Source organism: Palleronia salina, from assembly GCF_900141995.1.
In the GTDB taxonomy this organism is placed as follows: Bacteria; Pseudomonadota; Alphaproteobacteria; order Rhodobacterales; family Rhodobacteraceae; genus Palleronia; species Palleronia salina.
Genome location: NZ_FQZA01000003.1, coordinates 141384 through 166149, shown reverse-complemented (window position 1 = coordinate 166149; position 24766 = coordinate 141384). Strand labels below are relative to the sequence as shown.

General features: G+C 68.9%; 26 protein-coding genes. 15 read left to right on the top strand and 11 right to left on the bottom strand.

Going from position 1 to position 24766, the window contains the following annotated elements; all coding sequences use genetic code 11:
• The first annotated feature begins 138 nt into the window (after positions 1 to 138).
• Both BUB76_RS06125 and BUB76_RS06120 read left to right on the top strand, forming a co-directional pair.
• Complete coding sequence (locus BUB76_RS06125; RefSeq protein ID WP_073127856.1) at positions 139 to 1830, top strand: tetratricopeptide repeat protein; 1692 nt, start codon at positions 139 to 141, stop codon at positions 1828 to 1830.
• Positions 1823 to 2647: a 4-(cytidine 5'-diphospho)-2-C-methyl-D-erythritol kinase gene (locus tag BUB76_RS06120; protein ID WP_073127854.1), complete on the top strand. Its 825-nt coding sequence runs from the start codon at positions 1823 to 1825 to the stop codon at positions 2645 to 2647. The genes BUB76_RS06125 and BUB76_RS06120 overlap by 8 nt, the downstream gene beginning before the upstream one ends.
• Here the strand turns inward: BUB76_RS06120 and BUB76_RS06115 are convergent.
• Complete coding sequence (locus BUB76_RS06115; protein WP_073127852.1) at positions 2644 to 3633, bottom strand: polyprenyl synthetase family protein; 990 nt, start codon at positions 3631 to 3633, stop codon at positions 2644 to 2646. The genes BUB76_RS06120 and BUB76_RS06115 overlap by 4 nt on opposite strands.
• 50 nt (positions 3634 to 3683) lie before the next feature.
• On the opposite strand from BUB76_RS06115, the gene BUB76_RS06110 reads away from it, so the two are divergent.
• The 3 genes from BUB76_RS06110 (at position 3684) to BUB76_RS06100 (ending at position 4903) form a co-directional block, all read left to right on the top strand.
• Positions 3684 to 3899: a putative signal transducing protein gene (locus BUB76_RS06110; RefSeq protein ID WP_073127849.1), complete on the top strand. Its 216-nt coding sequence runs from the start codon at positions 3684 to 3686 to the stop codon at positions 3897 to 3899.
• Positions 3880 to 4635, top strand: a complete 756-nt coding sequence (locus BUB76_RS06105; RefSeq protein ID WP_073127847.1) for a tRNA1(Val) (adenine(37)-N6)-methyltransferase — start codon at positions 3880 to 3882, stop codon at positions 4633 to 4635. The genes BUB76_RS06110 and BUB76_RS06105 overlap by 20 nt, the downstream gene beginning before the upstream one ends.
• A 103-nt stretch (positions 4636 to 4738) precedes the next feature.
• Positions 4739 to 4903, top strand: coding sequence for a YdcH family protein (locus BUB76_RS06100; protein ID WP_073127845.1), 165 nt, complete (start codon positions 4739 to 4741; stop codon positions 4901 to 4903).
• A 247-nt stretch (positions 4904 to 5150) separates the two neighbouring features.
• On the opposite strand, the gene phbB is transcribed toward BUB76_RS06100, so the two are convergent.
• The 4 genes from phbB to BUB76_RS06080 all read right to left on the bottom strand — a co-directional run bounded on the left by phbB (position 5151) and on the right by BUB76_RS06080 (position 8953).
• Positions 5151 to 5873, bottom strand: coding sequence for an acetoacetyl-CoA reductase (gene phbB / locus BUB76_RS06095; RefSeq protein ID WP_073127843.1), 723 nt, complete (start codon positions 5871 to 5873; stop codon positions 5151 to 5153).
• A 22-nt stretch (positions 5874 to 5895) separates the two neighbouring features.
• Positions 5896 to 6750, bottom strand: coding sequence for a patatin-like phospholipase family protein (locus tag BUB76_RS06090; RefSeq protein WP_073127841.1), 855 nt, complete (start codon positions 6748 to 6750; stop codon positions 5896 to 5898).
• A gap of 48 nt (positions 6751 to 6798) precedes the next feature.
• Positions 6799 to 7974: an acetyl-CoA C-acetyltransferase gene (locus tag BUB76_RS06085; protein WP_073127839.1), complete on the bottom strand. Its 1176-nt coding sequence runs from the start codon at positions 7972 to 7974 to the stop codon at positions 6799 to 6801.
• A gap of 130 nt (positions 7975 to 8104) precedes the next feature.
• Positions 8105 to 8953, bottom strand: a complete 849-nt coding sequence (locus BUB76_RS06080; protein ID WP_073127838.1) for an EAL domain-containing protein — start codon at positions 8951 to 8953, stop codon at positions 8105 to 8107.
• Between the two features lie 88 nt (positions 8954 to 9041).
• On the opposite strand from BUB76_RS06080, the gene BUB76_RS06075 reads away from it, so the two are divergent.
• Entirely contained in the window at positions 9042 to 9611 is a 570-nt protein-coding gene (locus tag BUB76_RS06075) for a DNA-3-methyladenine glycosylase I (RefSeq protein ID WP_073127836.1), read from the top strand.
• On the opposite strand, the gene BUB76_RS06070 is transcribed toward BUB76_RS06075, so the two are convergent.
• Entirely contained in the window at positions 9608 to 10153 is a 546-nt protein-coding gene (locus BUB76_RS06070) for a TlpA disulfide reductase family protein (RefSeq protein WP_073127835.1), read from the bottom strand. The genes BUB76_RS06075 and BUB76_RS06070 overlap by 4 nt on opposite strands.
• A 24-nt stretch (positions 10154 to 10177) precedes the next feature.
• On the opposite strand from BUB76_RS06070, the gene argH reads away from it, so the two are divergent.
• The 3 genes from argH to BUB76_RS06060 are packed head-to-tail and all read left to right on the top strand — an operon-like array spanning position 10178 to position 12075.
• The gene (argH, locus tag BUB76_RS06065) at positions 10178 to 11587 is read left to right on the top strand and encodes an argininosuccinate lyase (protein ID WP_073127833.1); all 1410 of its coding nucleotides are present in this window, start codon (positions 10178 to 10180) and stop codon (positions 11585 to 11587) included.
• 33 nt (positions 11588 to 11620) lie between these two features.
• Positions 11621 to 11773 (top strand): hypothetical protein, encoded by a 153-nt coding sequence (locus BUB76_RS17900; RefSeq protein WP_175481747.1) that lies wholly within the window; start codon positions 11621 to 11623, stop codon positions 11771 to 11773.
• Entirely contained in the window at positions 11773 to 12075 is a 303-nt protein-coding gene (locus BUB76_RS06060) for a DUF2834 domain-containing protein (protein ID WP_073127831.1), read from the top strand. The genes BUB76_RS17900 and BUB76_RS06060 overlap by 1 nt, the downstream gene beginning before the upstream one ends.
• Here BUB76_RS06060 and BUB76_RS06055 read toward each other — a convergent pair.
• Complete coding sequence (locus BUB76_RS06055; protein ID WP_073128085.1) at positions 12072 to 12530, bottom strand: Lrp/AsnC family transcriptional regulator; 459 nt, start codon at positions 12528 to 12530, stop codon at positions 12072 to 12074. The genes BUB76_RS06060 and BUB76_RS06055 overlap by 4 nt on opposite strands.
• A gap of 138 nt (positions 12531 to 12668) precedes the next feature.
• Between BUB76_RS06055 and ald the strand changes: the two genes are divergently transcribed.
• From ald to BUB76_RS06035, 4 genes are all read left to right on the top strand, one after another.
• Entirely contained in the window at positions 12669 to 13784 is a 1116-nt protein-coding gene (ald, locus tag BUB76_RS06050; RefSeq protein ID WP_073127829.1) for an alanine dehydrogenase, read from the top strand.
• A gap of 238 nt (positions 13785 to 14022) precedes the next feature.
• Positions 14023 to 15036: a family 8 glycosyl hydrolase gene (locus BUB76_RS06045; protein ID WP_139250792.1), complete on the top strand. Its 1014-nt coding sequence runs from the start codon at positions 14023 to 14025 to the stop codon at positions 15034 to 15036.
• A 79-nt stretch (positions 15037 to 15115) separates the two neighbouring features.
• Complete coding sequence (locus tag BUB76_RS06040; protein WP_073127826.1) at positions 15116 to 16285, top strand: HlyD family secretion protein; 1170 nt, start codon at positions 15116 to 15118, stop codon at positions 16283 to 16285.
• Positions 16285 to 18273: a glycosyltransferase family 2 protein gene (locus BUB76_RS06035; protein WP_236737870.1), complete on the top strand. Its 1989-nt coding sequence runs from the start codon at positions 16285 to 16287 to the stop codon at positions 18271 to 18273. Before BUB76_RS06040 ends, BUB76_RS06035 begins: the two co-directional genes overlap by 1 nt.
• On the opposite strand, the gene BUB76_RS06030 is transcribed toward BUB76_RS06035, so the two are convergent.
• The gene (locus BUB76_RS06030; protein WP_175550271.1) at positions 18254 to 19354 is read right to left on the bottom strand and encodes a cache domain-containing protein; all 1101 of its coding nucleotides are present in this window, start codon (positions 19352 to 19354) and stop codon (positions 18254 to 18256) included. The genes BUB76_RS06035 and BUB76_RS06030 overlap by 20 nt on opposite strands.
• Before the next feature lie 312 nt (positions 19355 to 19666).
• Positions 19667 to 20701, bottom strand: a complete 1035-nt coding sequence (locus BUB76_RS06025; protein ID WP_073127820.1) for an NAD(P)/FAD-dependent oxidoreductase — start codon at positions 20699 to 20701, stop codon at positions 19667 to 19669.
• Between the two features lie 69 nt (positions 20702 to 20770).
• Here BUB76_RS06025 and mnmC2 point away from each other — a divergent pair, with 69 nt between their 5' ends.
• Positions 20771 to 21424, top strand: coding sequence for a tRNA (5-methylaminomethyl-2-thiouridine)(34)-methyltransferase MnmC2 (gene mnmC2, locus BUB76_RS06020; protein WP_073127818.1), 654 nt, complete (start codon positions 20771 to 20773; stop codon positions 21422 to 21424).
• 35 nt (positions 21425 to 21459) lie between these two features.
• Here the strand turns inward: mnmC2 and BUB76_RS06015 are convergent, their stop codons facing one another.
• A complete protein-coding gene (locus BUB76_RS06015; protein WP_073127816.1) occupies positions 21460 to 22500 on the bottom strand; it encodes a LacI family DNA-binding transcriptional regulator in 1041 nt (346 codons plus the stop codon).
• Between the two features lie 127 nt (positions 22501 to 22627).
• Here BUB76_RS06015 and BUB76_RS06010 point away from each other — a divergent pair, with 127 nt between their 5' ends.
• Complete coding sequence (locus tag BUB76_RS06010) at positions 22628 to 23881, top strand: DNA polymerase IV (RefSeq protein ID WP_073127815.1); 1254 nt, start codon at positions 22628 to 22630, stop codon at positions 23879 to 23881.
• Between the two features lie 7 nt (positions 23882 to 23888).
• On the opposite strand, the gene BUB76_RS06005 is transcribed toward BUB76_RS06010, so the two are convergent.
• Positions 23889 to 24755, bottom strand: coding sequence for an N-formylglutamate amidohydrolase (locus BUB76_RS06005; RefSeq protein WP_073128084.1), 867 nt, complete (start codon positions 24753 to 24755; stop codon positions 23889 to 23891).
• Positions 24756 to 24766 lie beyond the last annotated feature (11 nt).

Sequence of the window (24766 nt, the reverse complement as noted above, 5' to 3'; positions counted from 1 at the left end):
CCGCTCGGGCAGCACCGAAGACAAGTGTGGGGCGTGGCGTGGTGCCGCGCCCCACGTTCTTTTCACCGGGCCCTTCATTGCCGTCGGGTCGGCTCGTGGCTACCTTGTCGCGCAAGGCACCATGCTGAAAGGACCGCCATGTTTCGCCCGCTTCTCCTGGCCGCAGCGCTGAGCCTGCCCGCCCCCGCCGTCCTGGCCGACGTGAACCCGGGCGCCTACCTGGCCGCGCGCCAGGCGCAGATGGACAACGACTATCGCGAGGCGACGCGCTACCTGACCCAGGCCATGCTGCAGGATCCCAACAACCTGGCGATCCTCGAGCAATTGACCGGCGCGTTCATGTCGCTGGGCGAGATCGACCGCGCCGACACCATCGCCCTGCGCCTGGCGCAGGAAGGCGGCACGTCGCAACTGGCCAACCTTGCGCTGCTGACCGAGCGGGCCAAGCAGGGCGACTGGGGCGACATCCTGGCCGACATGGATGCGGGCATGACGGTGGGCCCCCTGTTCGACGGGCTGGCCAAGGCCTGGGCGCTGATCGGCGACCGGCAGGTCGACGCCGCGCTCGCCGCCTTCGACGCCGTGGCCGAGGAAGACGGGCTGGCGGCCTACGGCACCTACCACAAGGGCCTGGCACTGGCCTCGCTCGGGCGGTTCGACGAGGCCGAAGCGCTGTTTTCCACCGACGACCTGCAACTGACCCGCCGCGGGCTGATGGCCCATGCGCAGGTGCTGACTCAGGTGGGCCGCTTCGACGAGGCGGCGGCGGTCCTGGACGCGGGCTTCGGGGGCGGCACGCTGGACGCGCCGCTGACGGCCATGAAGGAAGCCATTGCCGAAGGCCAGGCGCTGGACTTCACCATCGCGCCCGACGCCACCGCCGGCACGGCCGAACTGGCCTTCGACATCGCCAATGTCCTGCTGTCCGAGGCCGCGCCGGCCTACACGCTGCTTTACGGTCGCGTGGTCGAGTATCTGCGCCCCGACCATGTCGAGGCGCTGCTGATGAACACGTCGCTGCTGGAACAGCTGGAGCAGTACGACCTGGCCATCGAGGCGCTGGCCGCCGTGCCCGAGGACGACCCGGCCTTCACCGCGGCCGAGGTCGGGCGCGCCGAGATCCTGGCGACGGCGGGGCGCCCCGAGGAAGGCATCGCCGTCCTGCGGCAGATGGCCGAGGAACATCCCGACGTGGCCATGGTGCACATGACGCTGGGCGACGCCCTGCGCAACGAGGAGATGTATGCCGAGGCGCAGGAGGCCTATACCGACGCCATCGACCTGTTCTCGGGCGACGAGCCGGATTTCTGGGTGGCTTTCTTCGCCCGCGCCGTGACCCACGAGCGGCTGGACGACTGGCCCGCGGCCAAGTCCGATTTCCGCCGCGCGCTGGACCTGAACCCCGACAGCCCCGCCGTGCTGAACTATCTCGGCTATTCCATGCTGGAGCGGGGCGAGGATTTCGAAGAAGCCCTGTCAATGATCGAACGCGCCGTCGAGGCGCGACCGCAATCGGGCGCCATCGTCGATTCGCTGGGCTGGGGGCTTTATCGCCTGGGCCGCTTCGACGAGGCGGTGGAACCCATGGAACGCGCCGTGGCGCTGATGCCCGTGGACCCGGTGGTGAACGACCACCTGGGCGACGTCTACTGGATGGTGGGCCGCAAGCTCGAGGCGCGGTTCCAGTGGCAGCGCGCGCTGAGCTTCGTCGAGAACGACCAGAACGACGAGGTCGATCCCGACCGCATCCGCCGCAAGCTGGAGGTCGGGCTGGACGTGGTCCTGGAAGAGGAAGACGGCACCCCGCTCGTGGCCGAAGACGGTGGCTGACCGCCGGTTCTTCGCCCCCGCGAAGATCAACCTGGCCTTGCATGTCACGGGCCGCCGCGATGACGGCTACCACGTGCTGTCCTCGCTGGTGGCCTTCGCGGATGTGGGCGACTGGGTGACGGCATCCCCCGCCGGCGCATGGTCGCTGACCGTCGATGGCCCCTTCTCCGAAGGGGTTCCGGCCGACGATTCGAACCTCGTGCTGAAGGCCGCCATGGCCACGGACGGCCCGCCCGCCGCGTTCACGCTGGAAAAGAACCTGCCCCCGGCCTCGGGCATCGGCGGCGGCACGGCGGACGCGGCGGCGGCCCTGCGCGCGCTGCGGGCGATGGACGGGCGCGCCTTCCCGAACGCCCCGGAGCGTATCGGCGCCGACCTTCCCGTGTGCCTGCTGGGCCGCGCCTGCCTGATGGAAGGGATCGGAGAGCGGGTGGAGCCGTTGCCGGCGCTGCCGCCGCTGCACGCCGTGCTGGTGAACCCCCGCGTGGCGGTCGGCACCGGCGATGTGTTCCGGGGCTTGGCGACGACCGACAATGCGCCCCTGCCCCGCCCCGCGCCGTGGTCCGACGCCCGCGCGCTGGCTGAATGGCTGTCGGCGCAGCGTAACGACCTGGAAGACCCCGCCCGCGCGGCCTGCCCCGCCATCGGGGTCGTTCTGGCGCGGCTTCAGGCGACCGAGCCGCTGATCGCGCGCATGTCGGGCAGCGGGGCGACCTGCTTCGCGCTCTACACCGCCGCGCCCCAAGCCCGCGTGGCGGCCGAGACGCTGGCGGCGGCGCATCCGGGCTGGTGGGTGAGGGCCACGGCGCTGGCCTAGCGGATGCGCGCCACCACGTAATCGGCCAGGTCGCGCAGCATGTCCCGCAGCTCGTTATCGGGAAGCGGCGACAGCGCCTCTTTCGCGTCCTCGGCCCAGGCGATCGCCGTTTCGCGAGTGCTGTCCAGCGCGCCGTGGCGGTGCAGCAGCTCTTCCGCCCGCTCGAGATCGCCGTCCTCCTGCTTGCCGCGCCCGATGGTGCGGACCCAGAAGGTCCATTCCTCGCCCTCGGCGGCGGCCACGGCACGGATGATCGGCAGGGTCATCTTCCGTTCGCGGAAATCGTCGCCCACGTTCTTGCCGATATCGTCGCCGCGCTGCCAGTCCAGCAGGTCGTCGACCATCTGGAACGCGATGCCCAGCGCGTCGCCGTAGCGTTCAAGCGCCTGCACCAGGTCCAGCCGCGCGCCCGCGATGACGCCCCCCACCTCGGTCGCGGCCGAGAACAGCGCCGCCGTCTTGCCGCGCACGATCTTCAGGTAGGTCTCTTCGCCGGTCGACAGGTCCGACATCGCGGTGAGCTGCAGCACCTCGCCCTCGGCAATGGTGGCGGCGGCATTCGCGAGGATGTCGAGCACCCGCATCGAGCCCGTCTCGACCATGAGCTGGAACGACCGGGCGAACAGGTAGTCGCCCACCAGCACGCTGGACTTGTTGTCCCACAGCAGGTTCGCCGTGGGCCGCCCGCGCCGCTGGCCGGATTCGTCCACCACGTCGTCGTGCAGCAGGGTCGCGGTGTGAATGAACTCCACCGTCGCCGCCAGATGCACGTCGTAGGGGCCGAGATATCCGTTCATCCGCGCGGCGGCGAGCGTCAGCATGGGCCGGATACGCTTGCCGCCCGCCCCGATCAGGTGGTCGGTCACCTCGGGGATGCGCGGCGCGTTCTCGCTGGCCATGCGGGCGCGGATCATCGCGTCGACCTCGGCCAGCGGCTCGGCCAGCGCGTGGGCCAGGCGTTCGTGGGGTTTGACCTGTGCGTCCATGTGGTCTCCGCTTCTCGACAAGGCAATGGCGCCTTTGTATCGCTCGCCCCATGAAGGAACTCATGCGCAGCAGCGACCCGACCAGTATCGCCTTCGCCAAGGCACTTCTTCAGGGCGAGGGGATAGATTGCTTTGAACTCGACGTCCATATGAGCGTGCTGGAAGGCAGCCTCGGCATATTGCCGCGCCGGTTGATGGTGGCCGATCGGGACCACTTCCGCGCCACCGCCGTGCTGCAGGACAACGATGTCGACTTCGGACGCTGAGACCACCTGCGACGCCTTCCTGGGCGGGCGGCTGGTGCTGGAACAGCCGCGCAAGGGATACCGCGCGGGCGTCGACCCGGTGCTGCTGGCCGCAGCCGTGCCGGCGCGCGCGGGGCAATCGGTGCTCGAGCTGGGATGCGGGGTCGGCTGCGCGCTGTTCGCGCTGGCCAACCGGGTTGAGGGGCTGGACCTGACGGGGGTCGAGCTGCAGGACGAGTATGCCGCGCTGGCCCGCGCGAATGCCGCGCGCAACGGGCTGACGGCCCAGATCCATACCGCCGACCTGGCGGACCTGCCCGAGCCGGTGCGGCAGCGGCGATTCGACCACGTCGTCGCCAACCCGCCCTACTACGCCCCGCGCTCGGGCACGCCGCCCCGGGGCGCCGACCGCGCCACCGCCCATCGCGAGGACCTGCCGCTGGCGCGCTGGATCGAAACCGGCGCCCGCCGGCTGGCCCCCAAGGGCCTGATGACGGTGATCCAGAGGGCCGACCGGCTGGCCGACCTGCTGGGCGCGATGGCGGCGAATCTGGGCAGTCTCGAGGTCCGCCCCCTGCAGCCCCGGACGGGGCGGGCCGCCTCGCTGGTCATCGTAAGCGGGCGGAAGGGCGGAAAAACGCCGTTGGTGCTGCACCCGCCCATCGTCATGCACGACGGTGCAAGTCACGGAAAAGACGGCGAGGATTACGCGCCCGCCATTCGCGGCGTGCTGCGCGACGGCGCGGCCTTGCCGTAAATTGCGTAAAAGCACGTCGCATTGTAACGATCGGGCGACAGCCGCGTGACTTTTTTCCGATTTTGTGGCTCACTATGAGTCTCAGCAAAAAAGGAGGATCTCGATGGCTTTGAGTTCGCATGTGCAGGAACTTCGGAAGAAACATCAACACCTCTCGGAGCTGGTCGAGTCCGAGCAACGGAGCCCCGGAAGCGACACCATCCGCATTGCAGATCTCAAGAAGCAGAAGCTTCGCCTGAAAGAGCAGATCGAACGTCTGACCCACTGATCGGACAAACTTGGCGCTGGCGACATCGCCAGCGCTCTTGGGGACCGGATCCGCCGACCCGGCGTCGATCTCGTCTCAAATCTTTTGCGAAATTCTGCGCCCTGCCGTCGCCCGAAATGAATTGGGCGGGCCGCTTGCCGTTCCGGTGCGAACGGGGCGGGTGGCGGAGGTGCCGTGAAAATCTGCGGCGCAGTTCTCCCGGGTGGGGGCGGACGGGACGGCGACGCGCCCCGCCCTGGGTCCCGGATCAGGTCATGTACTGACCGCCATTGGCGGAAATCGTCGACCCGGTGATGAACCCGGCGTCGTCACCGCACAGGAAGCTCACGCAGCGCGCGATCTCTTCCGGCTCGCCCAGGCGCCCAACCGGGATGCCGCCGACGATGGACTCCATCACCTTGTCCGGGATCGTGCTCATCATGTCGGTGTTGATGTAGCCGGGCGCGACCACGTTCACGGTGATCCCCTTCTTCGCGCCTTCCTGCGCGAGGGACTTGGTGAAGCCGATATCCCCCGCCTTGGCCGCGGCGTAGTTGGCCTGGGCGAACTGGCCCTTCTGGCCGTTGATCGAGCTGATGGTGACGATCCGGCCGAAGCCACGGTCGCGCATGCCGTTCCAGACATTGTGGGTCATGTTGAACACGCCGGTCAGGTTGGTGCCGATGACCTGGTTCCATTGGTCGGGCGTCATCTTGTGGAACGGGGCATCGCGGGTGATGCCGGCATTGTTGATCAGGATCTCGACGGGCCCATGCTCGGATCCGACCTTTTCGATCCCCGCCTTGCAGGCGTCGTAGTCGCCCGTGTCCCACTTGTAGGTGGGAATACCCGTCTCGTCGGTGAAGGCCTTCGCGGCCTCGTCGTTGCCGCCATAGGTGGCGGCGACGGTGTGCCCCTCGGCCTTCAGCGCCTTGGCGATGGCCGCCCCGATGCCCCGGGTGCCGCCGGTCACGATTGCTACGCGTCCCATGTCTTTCTCCTCCTCGTTGGTTTCAGTTTCTTATCAACGTGCCGTCGGCCAACAGCCGCCGGGCGTCTTCCTCCCCCTGCTCCCAGGTCAGGGCCAGCTTGTCCGGATCGGTGAAATCGATCTTGTCGGCCGCCACTTCCCTGGACGGCATCACGTAGATCCGGTCGTCGTGTTGAGGTATGTCGCGGAACTCTTTTGTCAGCAGGATCAGCGTTCTTCCGCGATCGGGACGGGGCAGCGGCGCCTGGTCGATCATCCCCGCGTCAATGGCCGGACGACCGTCCCACAGCGGCGGCTCGAAGGCCGGGGGGATGGTCGCGGCGGCGCAGACGAGATCCACGAGCTTGCCGTCCCGCGCGGCGACGTTGGCGTCGACCAGGTCGGATCCCATGCCGGACATCTCGGCCCAGGCCAGGTGCGGGTTCGACCGGATCACGGTGTCGGCCTCGTAGATCATGGTCATCATGGCGCCCGACAGCTTGGCCCAGCCATCCTTCGGGGGCCGCCCGAGCAGGATCTGGACCGAGACCCCGTCGGCGATCTGCCGAGCGGCCTGCGGATCGCCCACGGCACGGCTGACCACGTCGTGGTACATGCGCTGGTGCGGGGAATGCCCGTCGACCTCGTCGAAGGGTTCGTGCAGCGGCACGTTGCGGTCATGCGCCGCGAAAATCTCCATCATCAGGTCGCGGATTTCGGGTCCGCGCGAGGTGATGAAGCCGCAGCAGGTCAGCGCGCCGCCCGACACGCCCGTGATGCGCTCGGGCGTGATCGGGATTTCCTGCTTCAGCACGTCCATGAAGCCACCCTGCCACAGACAGCGCGTCCCGCCCCCGGAAAAGACGACCTGATCGAACCATGTCGCTTGGTCAGCCATCGACGGTCTCCGGCTCGGGGCCGCGCGGCGGGCGCGCGGCCGCCTGGGTCAGGGACGTTCGACGCACATGGCCACGCCCATGCCGCCGCCGATGCACAGGGTGGCAAGGCCCTTCTTGGCGCCACGGCGCTGCATCTCGAACAGAAGGGTATTGAAGATCCGGGCACCCGAGGCCCCGATGGGGTGGCCGATGGCGATGGCGCCGCCGTTCACGTTCACGATCTCGGGGTCCCAGCCCATGTCCTTGTTCACGGCGCAGGCCTGGGCGGCGAAAGCCTCGTTCGCCTCGACCAGGTCCAGGTCGCCCGGCTTCCAGCCCGCCTTTTCCAGCGCCTTGCGCGACGCGCCGATGGGACCCGTGCCCATGATCGACGGGTCGAGCCCGACGGTGGCATAGCTGACGATGCGCGCCAGCGGCTCGATCCCGCGACGCTCGGCCTCGTCGGCGGACATCAGCAGCACGGCGGCGGCGCCGTCATTGATGCCGCTGGCGTTGCCGGCGGTGACGCTGCCGTCCTTGGTGAAGGCCGGGCGCAGCTTGGCCATCCCCTCGGGCGTGGCGCCCTCGCGGATATACTCGTCCGCGTCGACCACCGTGTCGCCCTTGCGGGTCGAGACGGTGAAGGGAACGATCTCGTCCTTGAACTTGCCCTCGGCGCGGGCACGCTCGGCCTTGTTCTGGCTCATCGCGGCGAACTTGTCCTGCTCCTCGCGGGAGATCTGCCATTTCTCGGCAACGTTCTCGGCCGTCTGGCCCATGTGGTAGCCGTTGAAGGCGTCCCACAGGCCGTCGCGGATCATCGAGTCGATGAACTTCATGTCGCCCATCTTCTGGCCCTGGCGCAGGTTGGCGACATGGGGGCTCATGGACATGTTTTCCTGGCCGCCGGCGGCGACGATCTGAGCATCGCCCAGCTGGATGTGCTGGGCGCCGAGCGCGATGGCGCGCAGGCCGGAGCCGCAGACCTGGTTGATGCCCCAGGCGGCGGATTCGATGGGCAGGCCGGCATTCACATGGGCCTGGCGCGCCGGGTTCTGGCCCTGGCCGCCGGTCAGTACCTGGCCGAGGATGGTCTCGGACACGTCGGCCTTGTCGATGCCGGCCCGCGCAACGATTTCTTCCAGCACCTTGGCCCCGAGGTCGTGGGCGGGCGTGTTGGCGAAGGATCCGTTGAAGCTGCCCACGGCAGTGCGGGCTGCGGACGCGATAACGACATTGGTCATGGGATTACCCTTTTGCTGCGTGCGGTTCGTTGGTCGCCCGGGCGGGCCGCCGCGGTACAACGTAGCAGCGCCGCCGGGATCGTCACGCAGACCCTATGCCAGTGTCATAAAGGACACAACCGATCCTTTTTTACGTGTCCGAACCCGTTCTCAGCGGCACGCCCGCCGGCTCCCAGCGGGGGCGGATCGTGGGAGCCCCGAAATAATAGCCCTGCAGGCAATCGACCCCCAGCTTGGCCAAAGTGGCGGCGTCGGCCCGGGTTTCGACCTGTTCGGCGATGGTCACCATGTCGAAATGGCGCCCGATCGAGACGATGGCCTTGATCAGCGCGCGGTTGTCGGGGTTCCCGGCGATGCCGCGCACGAACTGACCGTCGATCTTGACGATGTCGAAATAGAGATCCTTGAGATATTTCAGCGAGGTATACCCCTCGCCGAAATCATCGAGCGCGAAGCTCAGCCCGCGCAGCTGCATCGCCTGCATGAAATCGCCGACCATCTGGGGCAGTTCGATCGTCGAGCGCTCGGATATCTCGAGGATCAGCCGCTCGGCCACCGTGGGATCGCGCGTGATCCCCCGCTCCAGCGCTTCGAGCCAGGGGGAATGACCGATGGAGCGGGCCGACACGTTGATCGCCAGCCGCAGCCGGGGGCGGTGATGCAGCACCTCGAGCCCGTGGGTGATCGACAGGGTGTCGATGCGGCGTCCGAGCTCGGTCGGCTCGACCGTGGACATGAAATCGCGCGCGGGGATGATCCGGCCCGAGGCGTCGAGCAGGCGGATCAGCCCCTCGTAGAAGGCCGGCCGGTCGTCGCGCAGCGCGGGCACCACGGGCTGGAAGGCCAGCATGACGTTGTCTTCATCCACCGCGCGCGTCACCATGGCGACGGTGTCGCGATCCCGCGCGGCCACGGCAAAGCTCAGCGGGTCCGGCGATGCCGTTGTTGCGCCGGGCTTCGGGGGGAATGGGTGGATCATGGCCTGCCTCATCTGACTGCGCGCAGATTGACCGACGGCGGCTAACGCAGGGTAAAACGGACAATTTTCGCCGATAAGGGGACGCGGCATGGGGGAAAGGTGCGATTGGTGCGGCGACGACCCGCTTTACGTGGCCTATCACGACACGGAATGGGGCGTGCCCGAGTATGACGGCCGCGCGCTTTACGAGAAGCTGGTGCTGGACGGGTTTCAAGCGGGGCTGTCCTGGATCACCATCCTGCGCAAGCGCGACAATTTCCGCGCGGCGTTCAACGGGTTCGACCCAAACGAGATCGCCACCTGGGGCAAGGCCGAGGTCGACCGGCTGGTGCAGGACCCCGGCATCGTGCGCCACCGCGGCAAGATCGAAGCGGCGATCAAAAACGCCCGCGCCTGGCAGCAGATCGAGGCCGAGGAGGGATTCTCGAACTACCTCTGGGATTTCGTGGATGGCCACCCGGTGCAGAACCGGTTTCACAGCATGGCCGAAGTTCCGGCGCAGACGCCGCTGTCGCAGCGTATCTCGAAGGACCTGAAGGCGCGGGGCTTCGGTTTTTGCGGGCCGACCATCGTCTATGCCTTCATGCAGGCCTCGGGCTTCTTCAACGACCACCTAGTGCCGTGCCCGCGCCACGACGCGGTCGCCGCCATGGGCTAGTTGCCCGACATCACGCCCCGCAGAAGCGTCCGCGCATCGTCGCCCGCCCAGTCGGCATCGCCCGTCATGCGCGCGACCTCCTGCCCCTCGGGGTTCAGCAGGACGGTGATCGGCATGGCCAGCACGCCCATGGCCGACGACACGCTGCGGTCGGGGTCCAGCAGGATGGGCAGAGTCTCGATCTCGTGCTCGGCGAAGAAATCCTCGATCGCGGGCAGCGCGTTGCGCCAGACGGCGATGGTCACGACCTCGAAATCCTCTCCGCCCATCTCGGCGTTGAGGGTATCCAGCGCCGGCATCTCCTCGCGGCAGGGGGCGCACCACAGCGCCCAGAAGTTCACCAGCGTCCACTTGCCCGCGTAGTCCGACAGCCGGCGTTCCGCGCCATCGGGAGTCGTGAAGGTCGCGTCGGTGACCGCGCGGGGCGTGTCGTGGAACACCAGCTTGCGCATGTCGCCCTGGCGCAGGTCCGACCAGGCGTCAGGCTCGGCATTTGCGATCGTGGCGAGGCCCAGATAAAGGGCGAGGGTCAGATATTTCACAACGTCCTCCGGGGGCTTCTCAACATGGCCGACAAGACTTCCAACGCGATGTGGGGCGGACGCTTCAGCACCGGTCCCGACGCGATCATGGAGGCGATCAACGCCTCGATCGCCTATGACCGGCGCCTGGCCCCGCAGGATATCGCGGGGTCGCGCGCCCACGCCGCCATGCTGGCCGCCCACGGCATTATAAGCACTAAGGATGCCGAGGCGATCCGGGAAGGCCTTCTCACCGTTTTGTCAGAGATCGAGTCCGGCGACTTCCCGTTCTCGGCCGCGCTGGAAGACATCCACATGAATGTCGAGGCCCGCCTGAAGGAGCTGATCGGCGAGCCCGCCGGGCGCTTGCACACGGGCCGGTCGCGCAACGACCAGGTCGCCACCGATTTCCGGCTGTGGGTCCGCGACCAGTGCGACGCGGCCATGGAAGGGCTGCGCGCGTTGCAGACGGCCCTGGTCGACCAGGCCGAGGCGGGCGCCGACTGGGTCATGCCGGGCTTCACCCATCTGCAGACCGCGCAGCCGGTGACCTGGGGACACCACATGCTGGCCTATGCCGAGATGTTCGACCGCGATATCGGCCGGCTGCGCGACGCGCGCGCGCGGATGAACGAAAGCCCCCTGGGCGCCGCCGCGCTGGCCGGCACGTCCTACCCGCTGGACCGCGACGCCACGGCCCACGCGCTGGGCTTCGACCGGCCCTGCGCCAATTCGCTGGATGCCGTCAGCGACCGCGACTTCGCGCTGGAGTTCCTGTCGGCCGCCTCGATCACCGCCATGCACCTGAGCCGCCTGGCCGAAGAGCTGGTGATCTGGTCCTCGGCCCAGTTCCGGTTCGTGTCGCTGTCGGACCGCTGGTCCACCGGGTCGTCGATCATGCCGCAGAAGCGCAACCCCGACGCGGCCGAGCTGCTGCGCGCCAAGCTGGGGCGGATCTTCGGCGCGCAGGTGGCGCTGATGACGGTGATGAAGGGGCTGCCGCTGGCCTATTCCAAGGACATGCAGGAGGACAAGGAACAGACCTTCGACGCCGCCGACTCGCTCATGCTAGCGCTGGCGGCGATGACCGGGATGGTGGGCGACATGACCGCCAACCGCGAGGCGCTGCGCGCCGCCGCGTCGCACGGGTTCTCGACCGCCACGGACCTGGCCGACTGGCTGACGCGCGAGGCGGGCCTGCCCTTCCGCGACGCGCACCATGTGACCGGCGCGCTGGTGGCCCTGGCCGAAAGCCGCGGCTGCGACCTGCCGGACCTGACGCTTGAGGACATGCAGAACGCGCACCCGGCCATCACCGAGGCCGTCTTCGACGTGCTGGGCGTGGACAATTCGGTGGCCTCGCGCACGTCCTACGGTGGCACGGCGCCCGCCAACGTGCGCGCGCAGGTGGCCCGCTGGCGCAAGACACTGGCCGAAGCCTCGCCCCACGCCTAGTTTGAGGGCATCGTACCTGACCGAAGGCCCGCCATGACCCGCATCGCCGCGCTGATCGCCCTTGCCACCCTTGCCGCCTGCGGGGCCGACGCGCCGCCCGAACCGGTGGTGGACGACCCCGCGCGGCGCGGCGGCATCGCCGTATCGGGCACCGCCGAGATCGGCATCAGCGGCGGCAGCTTCTGATGCGCTGGATTTTCCTGGCCCTGGCCGTCTGGGGTGCGATCCACCCGATGTACTGGTTCCTGGGCTACATGGCCGACGGCAATTCTCTGGGTCAGCTGATCGACGCGTGGTACGTGAACAAGTCGACCACCGGGCTGGTCTGGGATCTGACCATCGCGGCCATCACCCTGACCGTCTGGATCCTGATCGAGGCCATCGGCCGCCGCCGCTGGCTGGACCTGGTCGCGATCCCGGCGACCTTCTGCATCGGGGTCAGCTGCGGCCTGCCGCTCTACCTGTTCCTGCGGATGCGCAAGGCCTAGACCGGGATCGCCGTCGTCTCGCGCACGCGGCGCAGGGCGAAGCTGGACTGCATCTGCGCCACCCCCGGCAGCCGTGCCAGGTGGCGGCGGTGCAGCTGGGCGAAATCCTCGGTATCCGAAATCACGACCTTCAGCAGGTAATCGGCCGTCCCCGCCATGAGGTGGCATTCCAGCACCTCGGGGATCTGCGCCACCGCCGCCTCGAACGCGTCCAGCACCTCGTCAGCCTGCCCCGACAGCGTGATCTCGACGAAGGCCGTTGTGCGCCGCCCCAGCACGGCGCGATCCAGCAGCGCGACGTAGCCACTGATAACCCCCGCCTGTTCCAGGCGCGCCACGCGCCGGTGGCAGGCCGAGGGCGACAGCGCCACCCGCTCGCTCAGCTCGGCATTGGTGAGCCGCCCCTCGCGCTGCAGCAATGCGAGGATCCGGCGATCCATCTGGTCGAGGCCGATCATGCGATCATTTCTCCTGCGATTATCCGTGATGACGCACGGATCTTGCCAGGATGATGCCATCGCACGCAGGGAATTCAAAGCACTCCCGTCCCGACGGCGTTAATCTCCGCGCAACCAAGACAAGAGGAGAAGAACATGCGCATTGGCTGCCCCACCGAGATCAAGGCCCAGGAATTCCGCGTCGGCATCACGCCCAACGCCGCGCGCGAGGCGGTGAGCCACGGCCACGAGGTGCTGATCCAGTCGGGTGCCGGCCTGGGCGCGGGCTTCCCGGACGAGGACTACGCCGAGGCGGGCGCCAGCATCGTCGCGACCGCCGACGAGATCTTCGAGCGCGCCGAGATGGTGGTGAAGGTGAAGGAGCCGCAGGCCGCCGAGCGCGCCATGCTGCGCGAGGGCCAGCTGCTGTTCACCTACCTGCACCTCGCCCCCGATCCGGCGCAGACCGACGACCTGCTGAAATCGGGCGCCACCTGCATCGCCTACGAAACGGTGACCGACGCGCGCGGCGGCCTGCCGCTGCTCGCCCCCATGTCCGAGGTCGCGGGCCGCCTGGCCCCGCAGATGGGCGCCTGGACCCTGCAGAAGGCCAATGGCGGGCGCGGCGTTCTCATGGGCGGCATCCCCGGCGTCACGCCGGCCAGCGTGGTGGTGATCGGCGGCGGCGTCGTCGGCACCCACGCGGCGCGCATCGCCGCCGGAATGGGCGCGGACGTCACCGTGCTCGACAAGTCGCTGCCGCGCTTGCGCCAGCTCGATGAGCTGTTCAGCCGCGACATGAACACCCGCTACGCCTCGGGCGGCAACATCGCCGAGGCGGTGGCCGAGGCCGACATGGTCATCGGCGCGGTGCTGATCCCCGGCGCCGCCGCGCCCAAGCTCGTCACCCGCGACATGCTGTCCACGATGAAGCCCGGCGCGGTGCTGGTGGACGTGGCGATCGACCAGGGCGGCTGTTTCGAGACGTCGAAGGCGACCACCCACCAGGACCCGATCTTCGAGGTCGACGGCATCCTGCATTACTGCGTGGCGAACATGCCCGGCGCGGTCGCGCGGTCGTCGACCATCGGGCTCGGCAACGCGACCATGCCGTTCATGCTGGCGCTGGCCGACAAGGGCTGGAAACAGGCCTGCCGCGACGACGCGCACCTGGCGCAAGGCCTGAACGTGCACGCGGGCCAGATCACCAACGCCCCGGTGGCAGAGGCGCTGGGCCGCGATCACGTGACGCTGGACACCGTTCTCGCCTGAGCCGGGGGGCACGCGGTCGGCGTCGCCGCACTCGTGAATACTGCGCAAGGAAGGCCGGCCCGGCGCGTCGCGGGGCCGGCTGACGCGTGTCGCCGTCCGGTGGCATCCGCGCCACCGGAATGTTGATTGGACGGCAGGCGTCGGGCCGTTATCTGCTGCGCCGAGGCCCCATGCCAACCGAGTGATCGCTGGGGGCCTTCGCAGGCATGATCCCAATGGTTCGCTCGGGCGGAAAATGATGCTCAGTCGCAGAGAGCTGCTTATCGTCGGGCTGTCGAGCACCGGTCTGATCGCCGCGGCCGGTCGGGCCGCGGGCGGCGAGACCGCCTGGCAATCCTGGAAAGACAGATACCTCGACGGCTCCGGCCGGATCGTGGACCCGGAACAGCAGGTGAGCCATTCCGAGGGGCAGGCCTACGGGCTGATTCTGGCACAGGCCTTCGGGGATCGTGACGCCTTCGCGCTGATCGAGGCCTGGACCTCGGCGACACTGGCCAACCGCGACGACGCCTTCATGGGGTGGCGTTTCAGCCCCCGATCCGGCGTGATCGACGATGACACCGCCACCGATGGCGACCTGCTGCGGGCCTGGGCGCTGCTGCGGGCCGTGCGCGATTCGGGCTGGCGGGACTTCGCCGGGCGGGCCGAGCCGATCGCGCGGGCGATCGCGGCGCGGTGCCTCGCGCCGGATCCGCGGGCCCCGGGCGAGCGGCTGCTGCTGCCGCGGGCGGACGCGCCCGCTGGGCGCCGGATCACGATCAACCCGTCCTATATCGTCAGTGCCGCCCTGCGTGAACTTGGCGATGCCTTCGATCTGCCCGACCTTGTCCGCGCCGCGGACCATGGCGAAACCGTCCTGTCCGAGCTCGCCGCGCGCGGCGCGATACCGGACTGGATCGACGTGACCCCCGAAGGCTTCGCCGATCCGGCCGACCATGCCGTGCGCTCGGGCTACGACGCCTTGCGCGTCCCACTTTACCTGTGCTGGTCGGGGCGCCGGGATCATCCGGCGGTGCGCGTCATGGCCGATGTGCTGGGACGGGCACCGACGGACGGCCATGTCGCGGTCGTGACCGGTCCCGGCGGCACGGTCGTTAGCGAAAGCGATGCGGCGGGGTATCGCGCGATTCATGCGCTCTCGTCCTGCGATCCGCTGCCCTGGGCCGGCGCCCAGCGATTCTACTATCCGGCGACGCTCTGGCTTCTCGCCCAGGTCGCTGAGCGAGAGGGCGCCGATTGCGCGCAATCGTGAACGGATCACTCCGCTAGGTGCTTTTTTCTGGTCACTTTTCGCCGCTATCCGAGGAAGGGTTTAACAAGGACCCAAGCTCATGAAATTTACCCGTTTGATCGTCGGCTTCGTCGTGATCCTGTTCGCGCTCTGGGTGATCGTCGGCGAACAGATGGCGCGCACCAGCGCCAATGCCTTCGTGAATGCCCCCATCGTGACCGTCCGTTCCGACGTGGCGGGCACGCTTGAGCTTGTCGACCGGCCACCGGGGGCGCGCGTCAACGCGGGCGAGGTCGTGGCCTCGATCACCGATCCGCTGGTCGACAGGATCCGGCTGAACGACCTCGTGATGGAGCGCACCTTCGAAGAGGCCGCGCGGGCCCGTATCGCGGCGCAGCGCGAGGCACAGCGCGGCATCCAGGGCGACCTCGAAGCGCGCGGCGAGTCCTTCCGCGAAAACCGGCTGGACGAGCTGCGCACGCGGCTGGAGCACGCCCGCGCGCGGCTGGCGCTGCTGGAAGACGGGACCGATCCCGAGACGCGCCGGCTGGGCGACGCGCTGGACAGCGACGGCGGGCGCCTGCCGACCGAACCGAACCTCGAGTCGCTGGCGCTCGACTACGCTCGGGAACGGGTCGAGGTGCTGGAGATCGAGTTCAGGGCTGCCGAGGCGGGCGTCTTCCTTGGTGACGGCTACAACGATTCGCCCAATGCCACGCAAAGGGCCACCGAGCTCGACTCCGTCATCGCCGCGCTCGACGCGGAACACGCCGAAGCCGAGGCGCGCGTCGCCGCCGTGGCCGAACGGATCGACCGCGAGCGGGTGCGCGTGAACGCGCTGACCGGCGGCGACCTGGCGTCCCCCGTGGACGGGCTGCTGTGGGAGGTTCTGGAGGCGGACGGGGTCGTGGTGCAACGGGGCGACCCGCTGCTGCGTCTCGTCGACTGCGCGTCGCTGGTCGTTTCGCTGTCAGTGCCCGAGGGCACCTATAACGGCTTGCGCCTGGGGGATGCGGCGCGCTTCCGCTTCGAGAACGAGACACGGCTGTTCGATGCGACCGTTACGCGGCTGGCAGGCTCCGGTGCCGCGACCGTCTACGAGCATCTTGCCGTGGCCCCCAGCCAGCGGCACCTGGAACGCTATGACGTGACCCTCTTGGTGCCGGAACTGTCGCAGGACCCCGAGCTTGGCTGCCCCGTCGGGCGCACCGGGCGCGTCTTCTTCGAGGACCGTCCGCTCGACGGGCTGCGCGGTCTGTTCGGCGGATGATGCCGTTCTTTCCGCATTTCGGCGAACTGGGATCGGCCGGTATCCACCTGCTGCTGGTCATCGGGCTGGCCTGCCTTCTGCCGTCGGTCGTCGATCCGACGCGGGTCTGGCACCGCGCCGTGCTGATGGCGATCTCGGCCGTGTTGGCCGTGCGCTATGCGTGGTGGCGGGCGACCGAGACGCTGGCCCCCGCCGGGCTGACGATCGACATGGCGGCCAGCTGGTCGCTGTTCGCGCTGGAAATGCTGGTGCTCGCGGGTTCGCTGAGCTCGTTCCTCATCATGGCGCGGTTCAGGGACCGCCGCGCCGAGGCCGATGCCCATTGGGGCTGGTGGGGCGATGCGCCGCCGCCACGGCTGGCCATCCTCATCGCGACCTACAACGAAGAGCTTGCCGTTCTGGAACGCACGATCGTGGGCGCGCGGTCGCTGCGCCATCCGAACAAGGTGGTGATGGTGCTGGACGACGGGCGACGCGACTGGCTGCGCGATTTCTGCGCGAAGCAGGGCGTCGAATACCTGCGGCGCCCCGACAACAAGGGCTCCAAGGCGGGCAACATCAACCACGCGCTGGAGCGGCTGGCCGAAAGCGATGTCCCGCCGGATTTCGTCGCGGTGCTGGACGCCGATTTCGTGCCGCACCTCGGCTTCGCCTCGCGCTGCCTGGCGCTGTTCCATGACCCGGAGGTGGGCCTGGTCCAGACGCCCCAGCATTTCTTCAATGCCGATCCGATCCAGCACAACCTGGGTCTGACGAGGTCCTATCCGGACGAACAGCGCTTCTTCTTCGACCACATGCAGCCGGCCCGCGACGGCTGGGGCATCGCCTTCTGCTGCGGCACGTCATCGGTCGCGCGATGGGACGCCCTGCAGGAGATCGGCGGCTTCCCCACCGAAAGCGTGACCGAGGATTTCATGCTGACGCTCGCGCTGCAGGAGAAGGGCTGGAAGACGGCCTATCTTGCCGAGCCGCTGACCGAAGGCCTCGCGCCCGAGGGCCTGAAGGAATACGTGACCCAGCGCGCGCGGTGGTGCCTTGGGCTGATGCAGATCGCGCGGTCGTCGCTGGGGCCCTTCGCCCGCAATGGTCTGCGGCTGAGGGATCGCTGGAGCGTGGTCGACTCGGTCTTTTACTGGACGACCACGTTCCCCTTCCGGCTGGCCGCCATCGTGTATCCGCTGCTTTACTGGTTCTTCAACGTGACCGTTGTCGACGCCGCCCTGTCCGACGTCATCAGCTATTTCGGCACGTATTTCCTTTGGATCATCGTCGCGCTGAATGTGCTGAGCCGGGGCATGATCGTGCCGATCCTGTCGGATGTCAGCCAGCTTTTGGGGGCAGCCGCGATCAGCCGGGCGGCCTTCACCGGGTTGCTGCGGCCGAAAGGGCACCCGTTCTCGGTCACCGCGAAGGGCGGCGACCGATCGCGCATCGTCATCCAGTGGCGGCTCATGGCGCCCTTCATCATCCTGCTGGTGCTGACCCTGGCCGGGCTGCTGGCCGGTATCTTCAGCGACCGCTTCGCCTTTTCCGACGCGGGCGACGGCAAATGGGTGATCCTGTTCTGGACGCTCTACAACGTCGTCGTTCTGTCCTTCACGATCATCGCCTGCATCGAGCTGCCCCGGCGCGAACGCCACGTTGCCGACGTTCCCGAGCGCGCGACATTCCAGGCCGGCGAGATCGAGAGCCGCCCGTGGATCACGTCGCTGACCGCGGACACGGTGCGCCTGCGCGGGCGGGCGATGCCGCTCGGGACCGCGGGGACCCTGCAGATCGACGGGGTGGGAAAGATCCCCGCCCGGGTCATCGCCCGCTACGAGGACGGCGTGCGGCTGCACCTGTCGCCGGACCAACAACAGCACGAGGCGCTGATGCTGCGATTCTATACCCAGGACGACCTTGCGCCGGGGGTCGCCCGGGTGCGTGGCCCGGCCCTGATCGCGGATCTTGCGCGGCGGCTGAGCTTCAACTCCGGCGGTCGCTGAGCCCGTCCTGCAACCGCGCCAGAACGCCCGAAATGCGTTGCGCTTCGCGCGGAACGCGCGGTTCGGGCGGGTAGACATCCTCGCCCGCGGCGATGCGCTCGGCTGCGTCGACCACGCGTTCCAGCGGCCGCACGAAGGCGATCACGAAGGCCGACGTCATGGCGATGACCAGAAGCACGCCGCCCACGACGATCAGGGTCAGACCGCGCATCGCGCTGTCCAGCGCGGGCCGGAACTGGTCCGGGTCGAGCCGGCCGACCAGCGACCATCCGAAATCGGGCAGATCCGCGTACCCGACCCGTGGCACCAAGCTTGCGAAGTAGGTCTCGCCATCGGGCCAGGTCTCGCGCAGCGCGGTGGTATTGCCGGTCCGCGCGGTCCGCAGGATCTCGAGAGACAGCGCATCCGGCACGGTGTCGGCGCTGGACAGGACCACGTCGCCCTGCGCGCCGACCAGATACAGCTCCATTCCCAGGCTCTGCGCCAGCTCCTCGATCTCGGTCTCGATCCAGTCGGCGTCGATATGCATCCCCAGCGTGCCCCTAACAGTCCCGGCATCGTCCCTGACGGGCAGCGCGAGATCCACGAAGCGAAGGACCTCGCCCGTACCAGGGGAAAGCAGCCGCGCCAGCAGAACGGCATCGTGCACGTCCGAGGCAAACTGCCCGCGCAGGCCGTTGCGGAACCACGGTCGTTCGGCGACGCTTTCGCCGACCAGCAGGCCGCCGGTGGCCTGCATCACGCGACCGTCGGGCCGTGCGAAGCCGATCCAGGACACCCGTCCGCCATCGCCCCGAAGGCCTTCCAGCATGCCTTGGCGCCGCTCATTCGCACCGAAATACTGGGAGGCAAGGAAGGACAGGTCGCGCCAATCCGAATACAGGGTTCTCGCCAGGGCCTCGCCAGCGGCCTGGGTGCGGACACGCACCGCCCGGTCGAGTTCCGCGTCGATCGTCTGGTCCGCGCGCGACTGGTAGATCCACGCCACGAACGCAAGCAAGACGGCAGCAAGAAGCGCCTTGAACCCGTAGACGGCGGAACTGAGCGTGACAGTTCTGGGTGCGGTGGATGGCGAATGCATGGGCGCTCCTAGGATCGCTTGAGTTGTATCTTCGGCGATACGCTCGACTATTGCGCACATCAACCAAGGCAAACCCTAGTGGCGCAAATCGTCATCAATGGGGCCTGACGCCGGGGAAAACCAACCTGCGGCGATCAATTCTTCTTCATCGCGCCGACACTCCGGCGAAATCCAGCCGACCAAGATCGATGCAATCCTGACGTGTGTCCCGCAGCGCGGGGACGGCGGCCCGGGCACGCCCTCCTCCGCCGGACCGGAAGGTGTTTCGGCGAAACGCAATCGACCGTCGCGGGCGCAACCCCCGGAACGCCCCTAGCGCAGGCTGTCGGCGACGCGAAAGCCCTCGGGAATACTGTTCCGCCCTTCCAGCACCAGGTCGGCCATCACCCCGGCCACGCCCGGCGCCATGCCAAAGCCGATCTTGAACCCGCCATTGGCGACGTAATGGCCGGGCCGTCCCGGCCACGCCCCCAGCATCGGCGCACGCGACCGTGCGCGGGGGCGCAGCCCGGCCCAGCGCGCGATCACGGGCGCCTCGGCCAGCCGCGGCACCGCCGTGCGGGCGCGGGCCACCACATCGTCCAGCAAGGCGTCGCAGGCCGAAGGGTCGTCGTAGTCCCGCTCGGTCGTCGAGCCGATGGCCACCGTCCCGTCGGCATGGGGCACCACGTGCAGACCGTCCACGAACAGTTGCGGCGCATCGCCCGTGTCCAGCTTCAGCAGCGCCGCCTGCCCCTTGATCGGGCGGCCGACCTCCTGCCCGAGCTCCCGCGACAGATCCTGGAGGCCCGCGGCACCGGTGGCCCAGACGACGGCGCCTCGCGCGGCCCCCTCGCCGAGCACCGCGCCCCCGCGCGCGCGGATGGCGGCGACCAGCGCGTCGCAGGCCCGGCGCGGGTGAATGCGCGCGGTCAAGCTGTCGTGGATGACGACGCCCAGGGGCGCCGCGACGCCCCACGGGTCGCTTGCGGCATCGGTGACCGACCACGCGGCCTGCCCCCGCCACAGGTCCTGCGCCCCCGCGCCGCGCGCGTCGGCCCGGTCATGCGCCTGCGGGTCCGCGACGGGCTGGATACGGCCGGTGCGCCCGTATCCGGACGCCACGCCGCCCGCATTCTCGACCGCCGCCCAGAAGCCTTCGGCCGCCAGCAGGCTGTCGAACTGGAAGGCCTTCTTCGGGTTCCAGTTCTCGGGGACATGGGGCGCCAGCGCGCCGACGATCCCGCCCGACGCGCCTGCCCCGGGGCCGTGGGGGTCGATCACCTGCACCCGCGCGCCGCGGGTCAGGCACGCCCAGGCCACCGACAGCCCGAAGATGCCCGCGCCGTAGACGGTGACGTCCTGCATGTCGCATCCCCTTTCCGCGCGTGGTCCCGTCAGGTAATCGGGTCGACGCGAAGCGGCAAGGGATGGCCCATGACCCAGTGGCAGGACGGCGTGCCCGTCAGCGAGATCTACGACGATCCCTACTATTCCTTCGCGCACGGGCTGGATGAAACGCATCACGTGTTCCTGCGTGGCAACGACCTGCCCGCGCGCTTCGCCCCGGGCTTTCACATCGGCGAGCTTGGCTTCGGCACCGGCCTGAACGCGCTGGCCGCCTGGGTGGCGTGGCAGGAGAGCGGGCAATCGGGCGACCTGCGGTTCACCAGCTTCGAGGCGCACCCGATCGCAGCCGACGACATGGCGCGCGCCCTGGAGGCCTTCCCGGTTCTGGCGGACCGGGCCGAGGCGTTGATCGACGCGTGGAGGGCGGGCGCGCGGCGGATCAACCTGCCGGGGCTGGACCTGCACGTGGTCGAGGGGTTCGCCGAGACGACCCTGCCCGCATGGACCGAGCGCGCGGATGCGTGGTTCCTGGACGGATTTTCGCCCGCCAAGAACCCGGCCCTGTGGACGCCGGAGATCCTGGCCGAGGTCGCCGCGCACACGGCGCCGGGTGGGACGGCGGCCACCTATTCGGCGGCGGGACACGTGCGCCGGGCGCTTCAATCGGCAGGGTTCGACGTCACGCGTGCCCCCGGCTTCGGTCGCAAGCGGCACATGACCCGCGCGGCGCAAGCCGGCTGACCCCGCGCCCCACGGGGGACGCGTCCGGCCCCGGACTACGGCTTGTAGCGGCGCAGCGTGTCGCCCAGCGTCACCTTCGGCTCGATCTCGATCCGTTCGCCACCGCCGGGCGCCCCGCCGGCGCGCGCCGCGACGATGCGCGCGGCCTCGCGGCCGATGGCCTGGCGTTCGGTGTCCATCGTGGCCAGCTTGCGCGGCAGGCCCTGCAACAGCTCGACCCCGTTGAACCCGGCAAGGCCCAGCCGGCCGGGAATGTCGAAGCCCTGCTCGGTGCAGTAGAGCAGGCCGCCCGCCCCGATCAGGTCGTTGGAATAGTAGAGGAAATCGATGTCGGGCGAGCGATCCAGGATCGCCTTCGTCATCTCGCGACCCTTCAGAAGGGCCGATCCGCCCGAGTAGAATTCCTGGTCCATGACCTCGAGCCCGGCCTTGGCCAGCGTCTCGGTGAATCCCTCGAACCGCTTGCGGGCGCGGTGGTCCAGCGGCATCTGCGTCCCGAGGAAGCCGATATTCTCGAAGCCCTGCTTCAGGATCGCCTCGGCCATCTTGCGGCCCGCACGGCGGTGCGAGATGCCGACCACCGCGTCCACCGGATCGCCGTCCACGTCCATGATCTCGACCACCGGCACATCCGTGGCGCGCATCATCTGGCGGCTCTGCTCGGAATGCTCGATGCCCGCGATGATGACGCCCGAGGGCCGCCAGGACAGCATCTCGTAAAGGACCTTCTCTTCCTGCTCGGGGCTGTAATGGGTCACGCCCACCACCGGCTGAAGCTCGGTCCCGTCCAGGGCCTCGGCCACGCCGGCCAGCACCTCGGGGAAGACCATGTTCGACAGCGACGGGATGATGACCGCCACCAGGTTCACCCGCGACGAGGCCAGCGCGCCCGCGATCTTGTTGGGCACGTAGCCAAGCTGCTTGGCCGCATCCAGCACCTTGTCGCGGGTGGCCGCGCTGACGTCGCCGCGGTTGCGCAGGACGCGGCTGACGGTCATCTCGCTGACGCCCGACGCCTCGGACACGTCGCGCAGCGTCAGGGGGCGGCGGGGCGGGATCGTGGGAGTATCGTTCATGGCGGTCTCGCGGTTCGTTCGCTAACATACTATCGCAAAGCGCGCCGAGGCCAAGATCCCAACGGCTTGGGCCCCAGGCGCGCGATACGCTCTGTCACCAAGCGGCCCCGGTGATTAAATGAACGCCATGCCGAGTCTCTGCCGCGATTGCCTGACGCCGTTCGATGCCGGCGGGCGCTGCCCCGCCTGCCGCAGTCCGCGCGTGCTGACGCACCCCGAGCTCAATGACCTGTCCATCGCGCACATGGATTGCGACGCGTTCTACGCCAGCGTCGAGAAGCGCGATAACCCCGAGCTGCGCGACAAGCCGGTGATCGTCGGCGGCGGGTCGCGCGGGGTGGTGACCACCGCCTGCTACATCGCGCGGATCAAGGGCGTCCGGTCGGCCATGCCCATGTTCCAGGCGCTGAAGCTCTGCCCCGAGGCGGTAATCGTCCGGCCCCGCTTCGACGTCTATTCGGCCGTCTCGCGGCAGGTCCGCGCCATGATGGACGACCTGACGCCCGTGGTCGAAGCGCTGAGCCTGGACGAGGCGTTCATGGACCTCACGGGGACGGCGCGGCTGCACGGCGCGCCGCCCGCCGTCATGCTGGCGCGGCTGGTGAAGCGCATGCAGGACGAGCTGGGGATCACCGGGTCCATCGGGCTGTCGCACAACAAGTTCCTGGCCAAGATCGCGTCGGATCTCGACAAGCCGCGCGGCTTTTCGATCATCGGCGCGGCCGAGACGGTGGATTTCCTGCACGACAAGCCCGTGGGCCTGATCTGGGGCGTGGGCGCCGTAACGCGCGAGGCGCTGGAGCGTGCAGGCATCCGGACCTTCGCCGATCTCAAGCGCTGGGACGAGCGTGACCTGACCGCCCGCTTCGGCGGCATGGGGACGCGGCTGTGGCACCTGGCCCGCGGGCAAGACCGGCGCCGCGTGTCGGCCAACGCGCCGGTGAAGGGCATCAGCAACGAAACCACCTTCCACGCCGATACCGCCGACCCGGAGGTGCTGGATGGGCATATCTGGCGGCTGGCCGAGAAGGTCGCCGGCCGCGCCAAGGCCAAGGACATCGCGGGCCGCGTCGTCACGCTGAAGCTGAAGCGCGCGAATCACGCGATCCTGACGCGGCGGCTGACGCTGACCGATCCCACCCAGATCGCCGACCGCATCTATCGCACCGCGCGCGTCCTGTTCGACCCGGTGGCCGGCGAAGGCCCGTTCCGCCTGCTGGGCGTCGGGCTGTCGGATTTGACGGGGGCCGAGGGCGCGGACCGCGTGGGCGACCTGCTGGATCCGCAGGCGCAGGCTCGCGCGCGCGCCGAGCGCGCCACCGACGCGATTCGCGCGCGCTGGGGCGACGGCGCAATCCTGAAGGGCCGGTCGCTGCGCTAGGCCGCGCCTACTCGGCGGCCAGCGACCCGCCGTCGCGCCGCCCGGCCCCGATCTTGACCATGTGGGCCACGGCCCGGTCCATCAGCGCCTTGAAATCGTCGAAGCCGTCGTTGGGCTCGACCTTGCGCTCGTCCATGTAAAGCGCGCGGTCGATCTCGATCTGGACCACGTGCTGGGCGCGTACGGGCCGTCCGTAATGCTGCGCCATGTAGGCCCCGGCAAAGGGCGTGTTGCGGGCGCAGCGCAGCCCCAGCGCGGTGAAGACGCTTTCGATACTGTCGACGATGCCGGGCGCCGCCGCCGCCCCGAACCGGTCACCCAGGACGATCTGCGGGCGTTTGCCGGGGGCGCCGGCGGTTTCCAGCGCCTCGTGCGGCATCGAATGGCAGTCGATCAGGATGGCGTGGCCGAAGGCGGTGCGCGCCTCGTCGATGAGCGACCGAAGCCGCGCGTGGTACGGGGTCCAGACCCCTTCGATCCGGGCCTTGGCGGCGGGAAGCGGGATCTTCCCGTTATAGATGGCGCGTCCGCCGGCCACCACGCGGGGAATCACCCCCAGCCCCGAGGTCACGCGCGGATTATGCGGGCCGCGCGGCAGATCCTCGATCAGGGCTGGATCCAGCTCGGTCGGGGCGCGGTTCAGATCCACCCAGGCACGGGGGTGATGCGCGCACAGCAGGGGCGCCCCGTGCGCGGGCGCGGCCGAGAACAGGCGGTCGACGAACGCGTCCTCGGACGATCGCAGGACGGCCGGGTCCAGCCGGCTGGCGGCGAGGAATTCATCGCTGTAATGGCGCCCGGAATGGGGCGACGCGAAGATCAGCCCGGTCTCGAGCCGCTCGGGACGAAAAAGGTCGTAGGCTGGCAGCTCCACGCGGATCACCG